This window comes from Streptomyces sp. NPDC050759, assembly GCF_044456945.1.
Lineage (GTDB): Bacteria > Actinomycetota > Actinomycetes > Streptomycetales > Streptomycetaceae > Streptomyces.
The window spans coordinates 318,716-333,661 of sequence record NZ_JBITGI010000003.1; the positions used below are offsets into that span (position 1 = coordinate 318,716).

13 protein-coding genes are annotated in these 14,946 nt (G+C 69.7%); 11 read left to right on the forward strand and 2 right to left on the reverse strand.

All coding sequences use genetic code 11. The features are described 5' to 3' along the window. Positions 1–250 precede the first annotated feature (250 nt). Positions 251–2,251, forward strand: coding sequence for a DUF1996 domain-containing protein (locus ACIBJB_RS11420; RefSeq protein ID WP_398929836.1), 2,001 nt, complete (start codon positions 251–253; stop codon positions 2,249–2,251). Between the two features lie 397 nt (positions 2,252–2,648). Further along, on the forward strand, positions 2,649–3,812 hold the full coding sequence (locus ACIBJB_RS11425; RefSeq protein WP_398929069.1) for a serine hydrolase domain-containing protein: 1,164 nt from the start codon (positions 2,649–2,651) through the stop codon (positions 3,810–3,812). A 23-nt stretch (positions 3,813–3,835) separates the two neighbouring features. Here the strand turns inward: ACIBJB_RS11425 and ACIBJB_RS11430 are convergent, their stop codons facing one another. Beyond that, positions 3,836–4,762, reverse strand: a complete 927-nt coding sequence (locus ACIBJB_RS11430; protein WP_398929071.1) for a GNAT family N-acetyltransferase — start codon at positions 4,760–4,762, stop codon at positions 3,836–3,838. Between the two features lie 418 nt (positions 4,763–5,180). Between ACIBJB_RS11430 and ACIBJB_RS11435 the strand changes: the two genes are divergently transcribed. The 9 genes from ACIBJB_RS11435 (at position 5,181) to ACIBJB_RS11475 (ending at position 13,416) form a co-directional block, all read left to right on the forward strand. Further along, entirely contained in the window at positions 5,181–6,368 is a 1,188-nt protein-coding gene (locus tag ACIBJB_RS11435) for an ATP-binding protein (protein WP_398929074.1), read from the forward strand. Beyond that, positions 6,365–6,766, forward strand: a complete 402-nt coding sequence (locus ACIBJB_RS11440) for a roadblock/LC7 domain-containing protein (protein WP_057613125.1) — start codon at positions 6,365–6,367, stop codon at positions 6,764–6,766. The genes ACIBJB_RS11435 and ACIBJB_RS11440 overlap by 4 nt, the downstream gene beginning before the upstream one ends. Continuing rightward, entirely contained in the window at positions 6,763–7,140 is a 378-nt protein-coding gene (locus ACIBJB_RS11445) for a DUF742 domain-containing protein (protein WP_007386762.1), read from the forward strand. Before ACIBJB_RS11440 ends, ACIBJB_RS11445 begins: the two co-directional genes overlap by 4 nt. Further along, on the forward strand, positions 7,112–7,720 hold the full coding sequence (locus tag ACIBJB_RS11450; protein ID WP_028807646.1) for an ATP/GTP-binding protein: 609 nt from the start codon (positions 7,112–7,114) through the stop codon (positions 7,718–7,720). The genes ACIBJB_RS11445 and ACIBJB_RS11450 overlap by 29 nt, the downstream gene beginning before the upstream one ends. Before the next feature lie 51 nt (positions 7,721–7,771). After that, a complete protein-coding gene (locus ACIBJB_RS11455) occupies positions 7,772–9,130 on the forward strand; it encodes a cytochrome P450 (protein WP_398929077.1) in 1,359 nt (452 codons plus the stop codon). A 138-nt stretch (positions 9,131–9,268) separates the two neighbouring features. Next, positions 9,269–10,945, forward strand: a complete 1,677-nt coding sequence (locus tag ACIBJB_RS11460; RefSeq protein WP_398929079.1) for a hypothetical protein — start codon at positions 9,269–9,271, stop codon at positions 10,943–10,945. A 36-nt stretch (positions 10,946–10,981) separates the two neighbouring features. After that, the gene (locus ACIBJB_RS11465) at positions 10,982–11,953 is read left to right on the forward strand and encodes a phosphotransferase enzyme family protein (protein ID WP_398929081.1); all 972 of its coding nucleotides are present in this window, start codon (positions 10,982–10,984) and stop codon (positions 11,951–11,953) included. Between the two features lie 57 nt (positions 11,954–12,010). Next, the gene (locus ACIBJB_RS11470; protein ID WP_398929084.1) at positions 12,011–12,439 is read left to right on the forward strand and encodes an OsmC family protein; all 429 of its coding nucleotides are present in this window, start codon (positions 12,011–12,013) and stop codon (positions 12,437–12,439) included. Between the two features lie 20 nt (positions 12,440–12,459). Next, complete coding sequence (locus ACIBJB_RS11475; RefSeq protein WP_398929086.1) at positions 12,460–13,416, forward strand: GlxA family transcriptional regulator; 957 nt, start codon at positions 12,460–12,462, stop codon at positions 13,414–13,416. Here ACIBJB_RS11475 and rox read toward each other — a convergent pair. Continuing rightward, complete coding sequence (gene rox / locus ACIBJB_RS11480; RefSeq protein WP_398929088.1) at positions 13,400–14,902, reverse strand: rifampin monooxygenase; 1,503 nt, start codon at positions 14,900–14,902, stop codon at positions 13,400–13,402. The two genes, ACIBJB_RS11475 and rox, sit on opposite strands and share 17 nt — an antisense overlap. Positions 14,903–14,946 lie beyond the last annotated feature (44 nt).

The following is a 14,946-nucleotide window of genomic DNA, read 5'->3' on the forward strand; positions in this document are numbered from 1 at the left end:
GCGCAGTTGTGTACGAGTCACCTCGTTTTCCCTGCGCAGAGGTTCGCGAGGGGGTGGTGGAACCCCGTGCTCCGTATGAGAGTGCTGTGAATTTCCGAGACGCTTGAACACAGGGGGCCCACCGTCCGTATGGGGCGAGGGATTTGCATGCCCGGAGAGAGCCGACACGCGCAGGAGTACTTCCGTGGGACGCAGCAATCGCAGACGACCGACCGGCGCACGACGTGCGACCTTCGCCGCAGTGGCCCTGATGCTCGGGGGTGGTGGCCTGGTCGCGGCGAATGTGTACGCCTCCGCCACGGAGAGCGGCACGCCGCAGCAGACGTCGTGGGGAGCCGTCACGATCGACTGTCCGGACGTCGGGGACACGCTCACCAGCGTGCCCGAGGCGTCGAGGGCGGACGTCGACAAGGAACTCGCCCTGCTGGACCAGCAGATAGCCGAGGCATACCAGCAACTCCAGGACCCGTCGGTGCAGAACCGCGAGGACGCGCAGAGTCGTATCGTCGACCCGCTCCAGGAGAACCGCGCCGCCACGATCCAGCGCATCGGCGCCGCGCTCGAACGCACCGGAGAGCAGCCGGACGGCCTCGGCGACATGGCCGGCTGCGACCTGCGCGAGACCGAGAACCAGAACGGTGACGGTCAGGACCAGCAGGGCGACGGTCAGGATCAGGGAGACCAGCAGGGGGACGGTCAGAACCAGGACGGCCAGCAGGGTGACGGCCAGCAGGGTGACGGCCAGGACCAGGGCGGTCAGCAGGGCAACGGCGGGCAGGCGGGCAACGGCCCCGTCGCCGGGGACTACGCCGACATCAACAGCGCACCACCCGCCGCACAGGCGCCGCAGGCTCAGGGCGACGCCTCCCGTGGCACCTTCGTCACCAGCTGCGGCGTGAACGCGAACGGCCTGTTCAACTCGGACAACGTCATCGTCGCCCCGGGTGTCTCCAATGGCGCCCACCACTTCCACGACTACGTCGGCAACCAGTCCAACACCGCCTTCGCGAGCGACCAGGACCTGGCGAACGCCGAGACGAGCTGTGTCGACCAGGGCGACAAGTCGACGTACTACTGGCCCGTGATCCGGCTCCAGAACGGAACGCAGGAACAGGACGCCAACTCGCCCGGCGGCGGCATCGAGGGCAACGCCGGCGAGATCGTCACCCCCAAGGAAGTAACGCTGACGTTCGTGGGCAACCCCCGCAGCAAGGTCACCGCGATGCCGCGGCTGCTGCGCATCATCACCGGTGACGCCAAGGCCTTCGTCAACGGCACCGCCAACGCCAACGCGTCCTGGAGCTGCACCGGGTTCGAGGACCGGCAGCTGAAGGACAAGTACCCGCTGTGCCCGCAGGGCAGCGACGTGGTGCGCACCTTCAAGTTCCAGAGCTGCTGGGACGGCCGCAACATCGACAGCGCCAACCACCGCACCCACGTGGCGTTCGCCCAGAACGACGGCACCTGCCCTGAGGGCTTCGAGGCCATTCCGCAGCTGGTCCAGCGGATCGTCTACGACGTCGACGCGCCGAGCCTGGGCGACGGCGGCCGCACGACCCCGCTGTTCGCTGTCGACTCCTTCCCGGAGCAGCTGCACAAGCCCGTCACCGACCACGGCGACTTCATCAACGTCTTCGACGAGGACCTGATGAACGAGATGGTCGGCTGCATCAACGACGGCCGTGAGTGTGGCGCGGGCACCGGCCAGGACGACCCGGGCAACGGCGACGGCAACAACGGCGGCGACAACGGCAACGGCAACGGCGAGAACGGTGGCGACAACGGCTCCACCCCGGACCCCGGCGCCAGTCAGGACCCCGGTAACGGCAACGGCAACGGCAACGGCTCCGAGGACAACCCCGGAAACGACGACGAGCCGCAGCAGCAGCCGACGCCGACCACCGAAGCCCCCGCCGGCGACCAGACGACCGCCCCCGCCGCCGACCAGCCGAAGACCTACAGCTCACCCACCGCCCACAGCACCACCGCGCCTTCGCCCGAGGCCGGGAACGGCAATGGCAACGGTCAGGCGACCCAGCCCGACCCCCAGGACGACACCGCGACCGACGACCCCGGAACCGGCACCACCGGAGCCGTCGCCCAGCCCCCGCTCGCCGCGCAGCCCGAGCCTCAGGGCAGCCAGAGCAGTCTCGCCGAGACCGGCACCCAGTTGTGGCCGGCCGCACTGGGCGCGATCCTCCTGATCTCCGGCTTCGTTCTCCTGCGACGCACCAGCCGCCGCTCGATGTGACATCGGCCGGCACGCACGAGTAGCAGGGGTGGCTGTCCGCCGAGCAGCTCCACCGGCGGACGGCCACCCCTGCTCGGCTGACGGCCGGGCGCCGCATGCCGATGAGCACGACGGCGATCACCGCGGCCACAGCGCGTAGGTGAACCCCGCAAATCGGCATGTGAGCCATTCCTGGCCCGGAAAGCGAATCGGACCGCACCCCCGGAGGCCGTCCCGCGAGATGCCGTTGTACCCGCCAACTAAGCTGAACAAGGACGACCACCGATCCCGAAGGGGTGAATTCACGGCACCACTGGGTGTTCCCACCACTGGTCCGTATGCAGCAGCACGGGAAGCAGGAGACTGTGGCTGCCGGTGAGGCTTGACGGGTCATGACGTCCCACCCCCGGGAGCCTCCATGCCTCCACGCCGATCCCGCCTGCGAGCGGCGTCCGCCCTCGCGGCCTGCCTCGCCGCGCTGTCCCCGGCGATGGGCTGTACCGCCGCCGACGCCTCGGGCAACCAGACGCTGCAGCGTCAGCTCGACGACTTCGTGCGCCGCCCCGGCGGCCCTCCCGGAGCCATCGCCGTCCTGCGGACCGAGAAGGGGACCCGCATCGTGCGCGCCGGAGTCGCCGACATCCGCACGCGCCGCTCGCCCCGCCCCGCCGACCACATGCGCATCGCGAGCACGGCCAAGGCCTTCAGCGGCGCGGTCGCCCTCACCCTGGTCGACCACCGCACTCTGCGCCTGGACGACACCCTGCGCAAGCGGCTTCCCCAACTGCCCAGCGCCTGGGGCTCAGTGACGCTTCGCCAACTCCTCAATCACACCAGCGGTCTGCCGGACTACTCCCGGAGCGCCGGGTTCCTCGACGAACTGCGGGCCGACCCGCGCCACCGCTTCGACTCCCGGCGCCTGCTCGACTACATCGCCGACCAGCCCCTGCTCTTCAAGCCGGGCACGCAGTACCGCTACTCGAACTCGGACAACATCGCCGTAGCGCTCATGGCGGAGGCGGCGACGCATACACCGTACGAAGAACTCCTGCGGACACGCGTCTACGGGCCGCTGAGTCTGCGATCCACCAGCCTCCCGCAGGGGTACCAGATGCCGAAGCCGTTCCTGCACGGCTATGACGTGAGCCCGTCGGAGTCCCCGGCCGACGTCAGCGAGGTCATCGGCATGTCGGGTGTCTGGGCCTCCGGAGGCATCGTCTCCACGCCGGACGACATGACCCGCTTCATCCGGGGTTACGCGGGCGGACGGCTCTACGGCAGGCAGGTCGTCGGGCAGCAGCGGCAGTGGGTCAAGGGCGCGTCCGAGCCCGCCGGGCCGGGCCGCAACTCCGCGGGCCTTGCGATCTTCCGCTACGAGACGCGATGCGGTGTCGTCCTCGGCCACACCGGCAACACGCTGGGTTACACCCAGTTGATCGCGGCCACCCCCGACGGCCGTCGTTCACTGACGTTCTCGGTCACCGCCCAGATCACCCAGTCCGCCGACGCGGAAGGGCTGCGGAAAATGCGCGCACTTCAGGAGGACTTTGTCTGCGCATTGCTGCGCGGAACGAACCAATAGCAGTCTCCCGCGTCCGTGGGGATTCAACTCACCACGATTTCCCAGGTGTCGACGGCGTAATGGACCGACATTCCGTTGCGTGCGTACAACTCGGGGGCGCCGGTGGTGTTTTCGGTGTCCACGCCGAGTCCTACGGTGTCCCGCCCCCGGGCCGCGAACGCCGCGAAGGCCTGTCGCAGCAGCAGTCCGCCGAGACCCCGGCCGCGGGCCTCGCGGACGACGCCGAGGCTGCGGATCCACCCCATGGCCTCGCGGTCGTCGCGGGCGATCAGGAAGCCGACGTCGCCGAGGTCCTCGGTGGAGACGAGCCACACCAGGGACCAGTCGAGCCGGTCGGCGTGGATGTCGGACAACCACGGCTCGTACTCGCGCGGCTGGAAGTCGAAGTGCTCGGCGAACGTGGCCTGGTAGAGGGCGTGGGTCTGCTTCCGGTCCGCCTCGTCGGCGCAGGCCCGCACCCGCACGCCCGTGGGCGGCTCGGGCGGCAGGTCCTCGCTCCTGCGCAGCGCTCGCTCCAGTACGTGATAGCGCCGTACGACCGACCAGCCTCGGGCCCGTATCAGCGCGAGGTCGGTCGTGGGCGCCGAGTTGAGGTGCAGATGGAGTACGGCCTTCGAGGCGCCGTTCGCGCGGGCCTTCTCCAGTGCCCTGGTCTCGAGCGCCTCCAGGAGGAGTACGCCGGCCTGCTGGTGGTCGGGCAGCACATAGTGGTCGGCGTCGATGCGCTCGCCCTTCGAGTCGTCCCACACCAGGGCGTACGCCACCAGACGGGCTCCGTCGAAGGCCAGCCAGGAGTCGTGGTCGAGGTCGGTCTCTGGGTTCCCCAGATCGGACTCCACCGTGTGCAGATCGGTCTCGGGCCGCCCGACCTCGATCCGGTCGATCTCATTGAGCAACTCGGTGACGGCCGGCGCGTCGGTGGGCGCGGCAGCGCGCAGGAGATAGGGCATGAGGCAAGGGTCCGGGGCGGGCCAGGCAGCCGCAAACGAGTTTTCACCGAGGGGTCTCAGAGCGTTCTCGCAACCTTGGTAGGCTCCGCGTGTTGATCATGAACGGAACGGTGAGCAGGACCAGGGCGGGCGGCGGCGACCGCTGACGGTGGCCGATGAGGCCTTTGCGGGATCTTTGTGGAGAGTCGTCAAGTGTGGCCCCTGATACGCCTGTTGACACCGTGACGGCTGATAAGATCATTACACTTTTCAGTAGGCTGATGACGCGTCATACGCGCGTACGGGGACAGCCAAAACGGCCCCATCGTGAAGGAGTGACGGTTGGTCCGCCGGTAAGGTCCGCGCCGCACGGCGGCGGGCATTTCCGGGGCCCATGCATGGTCAGTCTCCCGACGCGAGGCGACTTGAAGAGAGTCTCATGACGTCATTGTTCGAAGATCCACTCCTGTGGGTCCTGCTCGTGGTACTCATCGCTGCGGTTTTCGCAGTGATGCGCGCACGGAGAACCAACATCCAGCTCCGCGCGAACAACAACAAACTGCACGGCGACGTGGCGAGCGTGCGCGGTCAGCTCGCCGAGCTCCAGACGACCTACTCGTCGGTGAGCGCGCGCCACGCCGCGGATCTGGAAGAGGTGCGCAAGGACGCCGAGTCGGCGACGAAGGCGACCCTGAAGTCGGCCGTCGGCACCCTGGCGACCCTGGCCGAGGAGCAACTGGCCCTGCTCGACGGCCTCCAGCAGAAGTATGGCGACGACCACGCGGTCCTCGGCGACCTGATGCTGGTCGACCACACCGGCAGCCAGTTCAGCCGCCGTACCAAGGGCATCTCGGTGCTCTGCGGCGGGTGGCTCGGCCGGCGCGACCGGGACGCCTCGGTGTACGACGTCGCCCGCAGTGCCCAGGGGCGGATCCGCGACTTCGAGCGGGTCAGGGTCCACTCGCAGGCCAACGTCGCGATCACCAGCCGCGCCGTCGAACCGGTCGCCATGGTCCTGGCCGAACTGCTCGACAACGCCACCAAGTACAGCGCCCCCGGCACCCCCGTCGAGATCAACATCCAGGCCGTCCCCACCGGGATATGCCTGATCGTCGACGACGCCGGTCTCGGTATGGACCAGGAGACCAAGGCCCGCGCCGCGTCCCTGCTGACCACCGGCGGCTCCGTGGACATCACGAGCCTCGGCGACCCGCCCAAGTTCGGCTTCGCCCTCTCCGGGAAGCTCGCCGCCCACTACGGATTCCACGTCTCCGTCGACGCGGTCTCCCCCTACGGCGGTGTGCGTGCCGTGATCCGGGTGCCCGAGAACCTTCTGACGGCGGACGTGCCCGCACCCGCACCCGTCGAACTCGACGAGCACGAGGGCGAGCCCACGGCGGCCAAGCCGTCCCCCGTCGCCTCCCTCGTCGTCGGACAGACCGCCGGAGGCCTCCCCAAGCGCCGCCGGCGGCGCAACGGCTCCGTCTCCGTGGTGGCCTCGCCCGGCGCGGACGTACCCGACCTGGACGCGGCCGGTGAGGAGACCGCCTCGCGGCTCAAGGCATTCGCTCGCGGAACCCTGCTCGGGCGGGACTCGGACAACACGGAAGGACCTCAGAACCAGTGAATCCCGATCTGTCGTGGGTGCTGAACGACGTGCTCGAGGTGCGCGGAGCCCGCCACGCCATCCTCGTCTCGGCGGACGGCCTGCTGATGCAGCGGTCCGACGGCATCGTCCGTGACGACGCGGAACGCAACGCCGCCGCGATGAGCTCCCTGCAGTCCCTGTGCCGCAGCGTCGCCCCCTTCGTCGGCGGCGGCAAGGGCCTGTGGAAGCAGACACTGATCGAGTTCGACGGCGGATGGATCTTCCTCATCGCCGGGGGCAGCGGTTCCTACCTCGCCGTCTCCACCGCACTGGACGTCGACATGGAGGCCATGTCGATCCGGATGCAGAAGACGGTGGGCGCGCTGACCAAGGCGATGAGCGCCATTCCGCGCCAGAACACCGGCGTAGACGCATGACCTGGCCCGGCGAGGACGCTCCGGTAACCAGCGACTTCGTCCGCTCCTACGTCATCACGGGCGGGCGTCGTCTCCCCTCCGACGACGACCTGGCCCTGCACACGCTGGTGTGCCTGGCCCCCGACCGGACCCTGCCGCTCGGGGCCGGACCCGAGGTACGGGCGATCTGGGAGCTCTGTTCGGGCGGCTACCTGTCGGTCGCCGAAGTCGCCGGTCATCTGGGACTGCCGGTCGGCGTGGCCCGACTGCTGCTGTCCGATTTATTCGAGCAGGGGCACCTCCTGCGTCGCGCTGAACCGGCCCCCGCCCAGCACGTTCCCCGAGCGATACTCGAGAAGGTTCTGCATGGACTCGAAACCCTCAACATCGGCTGACCCCGGGGCGAACGGCTCCATCTACGTGTCCGCCGAGGTGACCACCGCAGCGAAGATCCTCGTGGTCGGACACTTCGCCGTGGGCAAGACGACCTTCATCGGGTCCCTGTCGGAGATCACTCCTCTGCGCACCGAGGAGAAGATGACCCAGGCGTCCATGCACGTCGACGACCTGCGCGGGGCGCCGGAGAAGGCGACCACCACCGTGGCGCTGGACTTCGGCCGGCTGACCCTGAGCGACGAGCTGGTGCTGTACCTGTTCGGCACCCCCGGACAGCAGCGCTTCATGCAGCTGTGGGAGGACATGGCCCGCGGCGCGCTCGGCGCCCTGCTCCTGGTCGACCCCTCACGCCTGGAGGAGACCTTCCCGGTCATCGACCTGATCGACGAGTACGGCCTCGAGTACGCGATCGCCGTCAACACCTTCTCGCAGACCAGCCACTTCGAGGAGGACGAGATCCGCGAAGCACTCGACCTGCTTCCGGACACGCCCGTCATCTACTGCGACGCCCGCGACCAGCGCTCCTCCGCCCGCGCCCTGATCGCCCTCGTGCGTCACCTCCTCGACCGCGCCGCCTGAACCACCACCCCCGCCCGGACCCCACGGTCCGGGCCACCAAAGGACACAGACATGGACGTTCACGACACGGCCGCCACCGGTGCGGCCAGATGCCCCATGTACGACGGCTCCTTCGCCGCGGACCCGCAGAAGGTCTACGACTACCTCCGGGCGCACGGACCCGCGGGCCCGGTGGAACTCGCCCCCGGCGTCGACGCCACCCTGGTCGTCGGACACGAGACGGCCCTGCGGGTGCTCCAGAACCCCTCCCTGTTCGCACGCGACGGCCGCCGCTGGACCGCCCTCAACGACGGCCGCGTTCCCCTCGACAGCCCCGTCCTGCCGATGATGGCCTACCGGCCCAACTGCCTGTTCACCGACGGAGCCCAGCACCTCAGGCTGCGCAAGGCGGTCACCGAGAGCCTCGACCGGCTCAACGTCACCCGCATCCGCCGCGACGTCGAACCGATCGCCGCCTACCTCATCGACCAGTTCAGCGAGCGCGGCCGGGCGGACCTGATCAACGACTACGCCAAGCTGCTGCCGATGCTGATGATCAACAAGCTCTTCGGCTGCCCCGCCGCCATCGGTGACCGCGTCACGAGCGCGATGGCCGACATGTTCGACGGCAAGGACGCGCTGCGCGCCAGCGACGAACTCACCGCCTGCTTCATGGAGTTGGTGTCCCTCAAGCGCCGCGAACCCGGCGACGACATCACCTCCTGGCTGGTCCAGCACCCCGCGGGCCTCAGCGACGAGGAACTCAAGGACCAGCTGGTGATGCTGATCGGCGCCGGAGTGGAGCCCGAGCGCAACCTCATCGCCAACTCCCTCCTGCTGCTCCTCGACCGGGAGGGCGACAACGGGCCGAGCATGCAGATCGAGGACGCCCTCGACCACGTCCTGCTCAACAACCCGCCGATCGCCAACTACGCGACGCACTTCCCGGTGCAGGACGTCGACCTCGGTGGAGTGGTGGTTCAGGCGAACTCCCCCCTGGTCATCAGCTTCGCCGGAGCCAACAGCGACCCCGCGCTCGCCTCGTCGGGCCAGGCCCACAGCCGCGGCGCCCACCTCGCCTGGGGCGCGGGCCCGCACGCCTGCCCGGCCAAGAGCCCGGCCCAGGTCATCGCGGTCACCGCCATCGAGCTGATCCTCAACGCCCTGCCCGACCTGGTCCTGAGCGTCCCGGCCCAGAAACTGGAGTGGCGTCCCGGCCCGTTCCACCGCGCCCTGGCCACCCTTCCCGTCCAGTTCAGCCCCACCCCGGCCACCCGGATGGCATCGGCGTACGGCGTGCCCACCGCGCCCCGCCCGACCGTCGTCCAGCAGCCCGCCCCCGGGGCACGCGTCCCCGCGCCCGCGCCCGCGGCGCAGAAGCCGGCCAAGAAGGGCTTCTGGAGCAGTTTCCTCGAGATCTTCCGTGTGTGACGGCTTAGCACCGCCCGGCAGGTGCCGGAGAGAGGACTGACGGTCTCACCAGTCCACTCTCCGGCACCTGTGTTCGTTCGGGCGACAGATCGGCTCCCACGCGGCCGAAAGGCCCTTCTTCGGGCAGAATTGCGGCGCATGGAGTACTACGACCTCGGTTCCCACGGCCGACCCGTCACCACCGACTCCGCCGAGGCCCAACTCTGGTTCGACCGTGGCCTGGTGTGGACGTACGCCTTCCACCACGAGGAGGCCGTGGCCTGCTTCGAGAAGGCGGCCGCCGCCGACCCCGACTGCGCGATGGCCCACTGGGGCATCGCCTACGCGCTCGGCCCGAACTACAACAAGCCCTGGGAGTTCTTCGACGACCGGGACCTCGCCCGGACCGTCCGACGCACCCATACGGCCGTCGAGTCGGCGCACGAGAAGGCGGCCGCCCGGGCCACCGAGGTGGAGCGTGCCCTGATCGGCGCTCTCCGCGCCCGCTACCCGCAGGCCGAGCCCGCCGAGGACTGCGCGGTGTGGAACGCGCCGTACGCCGACAGCATGCGCGCCGTCCACGAACTCGCCCCGGACGACCTGGACGTGGCCGCCCTGTACGCGGACGCGTTGATGAACCTCACGCCCTGGCAGCTGTGGGACCTGCGCACCGGCGAGCCCGCTGACGGAGCGCGCACCCGCGAGGCGCGGGCGGTGCTGGAGCGCGCCCTCACCGGCGCCACCGGACGCACCCACCCGGGCATCCTGCATCTGTACATCCATCTGATGGAGATGTCGCCGACCCCCGAACTGGCCCTGTCCGTCGCGGACCGGCTGCGCGGCCTGGTGCCGGACGCCGGGCATCTGCTGCACATGCCCTCGCACCTGGAGGTGCTGTGCGGTGACTACCGGCGGGTGGTGGCCGACAACAGCGCCGCGATCGCCGCCGACGAGAAGGTCCGAGCCCGGGCCGGAGCGATGAACTTCTACACGCTCTACCGCTCGCACAACTACCACTTCAAGATCTACGGGGCGATGTTCCTGGGCCAGTCGGAAACAGCCCTGGAGACCGCCGCGCAACTCGAGGCGTCGATCCCGGAGGACCTTCTGCGCGTCGAGAGCCCGCCCATGGCCGACTGGCTCGAGGGCTTCCTCGCGATGCGCGTCCACGTCCTGATCCGCTTCGGCCGCTGGACCGACATCCTCGACCTCCCGCTGCCCGCCGACCCGCGGCTGTACTGCGTGACCACCGCGATGCTCCACTACGCCCGCGGTGTCGCCCTGTCCGCCCTCGGCCGCATCACCGAGGCGGAGGGCGAACGCGCCCTGTTCCATGAGGCGGTCGCCGAGGTCCCGGGGACCCGCATGCTCTTCAACAACACGTGCACCGACATCCTGGCGATCGCCTCGGCGATGCTCGACGGTGAACTGGCGTACCGCAAGGGCGAGTTCGACACCGCCTTCGCGGCCCTGGCACGATCGGTCGAGCTGGACGACAACCTTCCCTACGACGAACCGTGGGGCTGGATGCAGCCCACCCGCCATGCCTACGGCGCCCTCCTGCTCGAACGGGGCCACCTCGCCGAGGCCGAGGCCGTCTACCGCGCCGACCTCGGTCTCGACGACACCCTCCCACGGCCTCTCCAGCACCCGGGCAACGTGTGGGCGCTGCACGGCCTCCACGAGTGCCTGGTCCGCGGGAAGAAGGAAGGGGAGGCACGGATCATCGCCCAGCAACTGCGGATCGCCGCCGCACTGGCCGACGTGCCGGTCGAGGCGTCCTGCTTCTGCCGTCTGGAAACCAGTGCGCCGGAGACGTCGGGCTGCTGCGGATAGGCTGTGATCAACTGCGCGGCGGAACCAAGGAGTTGCATGCGGAACACGGGTGAGCTCATCGCGGACACCTATGCGCTCGGCGCGGGAGACTGGACGATGACGCCCGTCGCCCGCGGCGCCCTGGGACAGATCTGGAAACTGTCCGGGAACGGCACCGCCTGGGCGGTGAAGGAGCTGCTCTTCGAGAAGGACGAGCCGGACGTCGGCGCCGAGTCCGCACTGCGCGACGCGGCGGAGACGCTCGGCATCTCCGCGCCCCGCCTCATGCCCGACCGCACCGGCGCCCATGTCGTAGGGCTCCCCGAGGGTTCCCACGTGAAGCTGTACGACTGGGTCGACGGCACCGCGGCCGACCCGTCGGACCCGGAGACCCTGAGCTGGTGCGGCCGTACGCTCGCCATCCTGCACAAGGCGGGAGCAGGCACGCGCGGGACACCGAGCGGCTGGTACGAACGGTGCAACCCGGAGTCCGACTGGGCCGAACTGCTCGGGAAGGTGGAGCGGGCCGGCCTGCCCTGGGCGGGGGAGCTGGGCCGGTTCACCGCCACGACAGCCGTCGAGCTGGCACGGCATGTCTCGCCGTCGTCCCCTGCTGACGTGGTGACCTCCCATCTCGACATGCGGCCGCAGAACGTCCTGGTCGGCCCCGACGGTCCGGTCCTGCTCGACTGGGACAACGCCGGGCCCGTCTCGGCGGAGCGTGAACTGGCCCGTGCCGTCTATGTGTGGTCCGGCGGCAACCGCTTTGACGCCGATGCGGCACGGCGCCTGGTGCGTGCCTACCGGGACGCCGGGGGCCGCGCGGTGATCAAGAGCCTGGACGCGTTCTCGATGCTCTTCGCGACCGACCTCAACTACGTGTACGTACAGGCCGATTGCGCGGCCGATCCGGCGATGACCGCGGAGCAGCGTGCGTTCGGCAGCCGCGAGGCCGTGGCCAAGCTGCGCAGCCTGCCCGACCTGACCGCCGTCTCCCGGCTGGTGGAGGCGCTGGAGGCCGAGTGGTGACGTTCCGGCACTGTCACCCGTGGGCACCGCTCGGCAGCCCGGACTAGTGTCCTCGGTATGAGCGAAAACTCCGCGCGGTCCGTCACCGTCGAGCGCACCGGTACCGGCCACTTCGTCGCCACCAACACCCGTGGCGGCACGATCAGCTTCGGCACCGGCTCCGACAGCGAGTTCACCCCGGTCGAACTGCTCCTCGCCGCGCTCGGGGGCTGCACGGCGGTGGACGTCGACCTCGCCACCAGCCGCCACGCCGAGCCCACCGCCTTCTCCGTCGAGGTGAGCGGCAACAAGATCAACGACGAGCTCGGCAACCGGCTGACCGACCTCGCGGTCACCTTCACCGTCACCTTCCCCGACGGCGAGGGCGCGGACCGGGCCCGCACCATCCTGCCCCGCGCGGTGAAGACCTCCCACGACCGCCTGTGCACGGTCAGCCGCACGGTCGAGACCGGCACGCCCGTCACGGCGACGGTCGAGGACGCCTGACCTCTGCGTAGCCTGTCCCCGTGTCCGCCTCCCGCCTTCGCCGCGTCGCCGTTCTCGTCCTCGAAGGCGCCAAGCCACTCGACGTCGGCATCCCCGCGCAGGTGTTCACCACCCGCGCGAGCATGCCGTACGAGGTACGGCTGTGCGGCGCGGCCCCGGGGCTGGTGAGCGGCGGGGACGGGCTGTCGTACCACGTCGCCCACGGTCTGGAGGCGCTCGCCTGGGCGGACCTCGTCTTCATCCCCGGCTACCGGTTCCCGGACCGCGAGGACCCGCCGCCGGCCGTCGTCGAGGCGCTGGTCGCCGCCCACGGCCGGGGCACGCGGCTGGCCGCCATCTCGACCGGCGCCTTCGCGCTGGCCGCGACCGGCCTGCTCGACGGCAGACGCGCCACGACCCACTGGCACTACACGAGGGCGCTCGCGGCGAAGCACCCCCTCGTCCGGGTCGACGAGAACGTGCTGTTCGTCGACGAGGGCCGTGTCCTGACGTCGGCCGGCGCAGCTTCCGGCATCGACCTGTGCCTGCACATCCTGCGCGGCGACCTCGGCGTGGCCGCGTCCAATCACGCGGCCCGGCGCCTGGTCGCGGCCCCCTACCGCAGTGGCGGTCAGGCGCAGTACGTGCCGCGCAGCGTGCCCGAGCCGCTCGGCGAGCGGTTCGCCGCCACCCGGGAATGGGCCCTGCACCGACTCGACGAACCCCTCACCCTCGACCTCCTGGCGCGCCAGGCCGCGGTCTCGCCGCGCACCTTCTCACGGCGCTTTGTCGAGGAGACCGGATACACGCCGATGCAGTGGGTCATGCGGGCCCGCATCGACATGGCCCGCGAGCTGCTGGAGCGTTCGGAGCGGAGTGTCGAGCAGATCGCGACCGACGTCGGGCTCGGCACGGGAGCGAATCTGCGGATGCACTTCCAGCGCATCCTGGGGACGACGCCGAGCGAGTACCGGCGCACCTTCACCCGGGGCGAGTAGCCGTAGGAGCTGAGCGGCGGTCTGGCCAGGCCGGGTTGCCGAACCAGCGGGAGAGGTGGTCGTCCAGGTCCTGCTGATCGTCGCCGATCCAGGCGACGTGGCCGTCGGGGCGCAGCAGGACGCAGGGAACATCCAGCGCCGCGGTGGGGTCCGCGAGGTGATCGACCCGGTCCGCCCAGCCGCCGACGGTCAGGCGTTCGGTGCGGTCCAGCAGCAGGCCGCGCCCGCGATGCAGCAGATCGTAGAGGCGGCCGTGTTTCACGTCGAGGTCGGGCAGGCGGCGGCCGAGCAGGTCGGGGCCCTCGCCGACGTCGTAGCGGATACCGATCGCGGTGATCTTCTCGATGAGGTGGCGGTTCACCTCGTCGAAGTCCATCAGTTCCGTGAGCAGCCTGCGCACGGCCTGCGGGCCCGGTTCGGTGGAGTGCAACTCCATCTGGGCGCGGGTGTTGTCCAGCACGTCCTCGGCGACCGGACGGCGTTCGGCCTGGTAGGTGTCCAGCAGGGTCTCCGGCGCCCAGCCGCGGATCTGTGCGGCCAGTTTCCAGCCGAGGTTGAAGGCGTCCTGAACGCCCAGGTTGAGACCCTGCCCGCCGGTGGGCGGATGGATGTGTGCCGCGTCACCGGCCAGCAGCACCCGCCCGACCCGATAGCGTTCCGCCAGCCGGGTGGCATCCCCGAAGCGGGACAACCAGCGCGGGGAGTGCACGCCGAAATCGGTTCCGGCGATGCTGCGCAGTTGTTGTCTGAAATCCTCGAGGGTGGGCGGTTCCGCGCGATCGCCGACTCCCGCGGCCGGGACTACGACGCTGTATACGCCTTCACCGAAGGGGCGGAGCCAGAAGCGCTTGTTGGTCCGGCCGATTTCGCTCACCTTGGCGGCGATCACCTCCTGCTGCACCCCCACCTTCATCTCACCCATGAGCGTCTCGGTCCGCGAGGGCTCACCGGGGAAGCCGACGCCGAGCAGTTTGCGCACCGTGCTGCGCCCGCCGTCACAGCCGACGAGATAGCGCGAACGCAGCTGTTCGCCGTCGGCCAGCTCGACGGTCACGCCTTCGTCGTCCTGCTCGAAACCGGTCACCGCACAACCGCGCCGTACCCGCGCACCCAGGTGCGTCGCATGCTCTTCGAGCAGACGCTCGATCGCCGGCTGCGGGATGCCCAGCAGATAGGCGTGCGCGGAATCCAGGCCCTTGGGCGCTGGTTTGTCGATGGCGGCGAAGAACCCGCCGGCCGGACGCTTCCTTCCGTGCTCGAGCATGCGGTCCAGCAGTCCGCGCATGGCCATCAGCTCAAGACTGCGGATATGCAGGCCGACGATGCGGACGAACGAAACCGGCTCGGTTTCCTTCTCCAGGACGAGAACCCGCACCTTGTGCAGCCGGAGTTCGGCGGCCAGCATCGCGCCGGTCGGACCGCACCCGGAAATGATCACATCGAACATGGGCGCGCGATCGGCGTCGGAGAATGGCGAAGAGTCCATAGGTGTTGCCTTTCGGGAGTGCCTTGTTGTGGAGGCGCTCCCGG

Coding starts and splice junctions, on each gene's coding strand:
- ACIBJB_RS11420 (WP_398929836.1), top strand. CDS start 251: ATGCTCGGGGGTGGTGGCCTGGTCGCGGCGAATGTGTACGCCTCCGCC.
- ACIBJB_RS11425 (WP_398929069.1), top strand. CDS start 2,649: ATGCCTCCACGCCGATCCCGCCTGCGAGCGGCGTCCGCCCTCGCGGCC.
- ACIBJB_RS11430 (WP_398929071.1), bottom strand. CDS start 4,762: ATGCCCTATCTCCTGCGCGCTGCCGCGCCCACCGACGCGCCGGCCGTC.
- ACIBJB_RS11435 (WP_398929074.1), top strand. CDS start 5,181: ATGACGTCATTGTTCGAAGATCCACTCCTGTGGGTCCTGCTCGTGGTA.
- ACIBJB_RS11445 (WP_007386762.1), top strand. CDS start 6,763: ATGACCTGGCCCGGCGAGGACGCTCCGGTAACCAGCGACTTCGTCCGC.
- ACIBJB_RS11450 (WP_028807646.1), top strand. CDS start 7,112: ATGGACTCGAAACCCTCAACATCGGCTGACCCCGGGGCGAACGGCTCC.
- ACIBJB_RS11455 (WP_398929077.1), top strand. CDS start 7,772: ATGGACGTTCACGACACGGCCGCCACCGGTGCGGCCAGATGCCCCATG.
- ACIBJB_RS11460 (WP_398929079.1), top strand. CDS start 9,269: ATGGAGTACTACGACCTCGGTTCCCACGGCCGACCCGTCACCACCGAC.
- ACIBJB_RS11465 (WP_398929081.1), top strand. CDS start 10,982: ATGCGGAACACGGGTGAGCTCATCGCGGACACCTATGCGCTCGGCGCG.
- ACIBJB_RS11470 (WP_398929084.1), top strand. CDS start 12,011: ATGAGCGAAAACTCCGCGCGGTCCGTCACCGTCGAGCGCACCGGTACC.
- rox (WP_398929088.1), bottom strand. CDS start 14,902: ATGGACTCTTCGCCATTCTCCGACGCCGATCGCGCGCCCATGTTCGAT.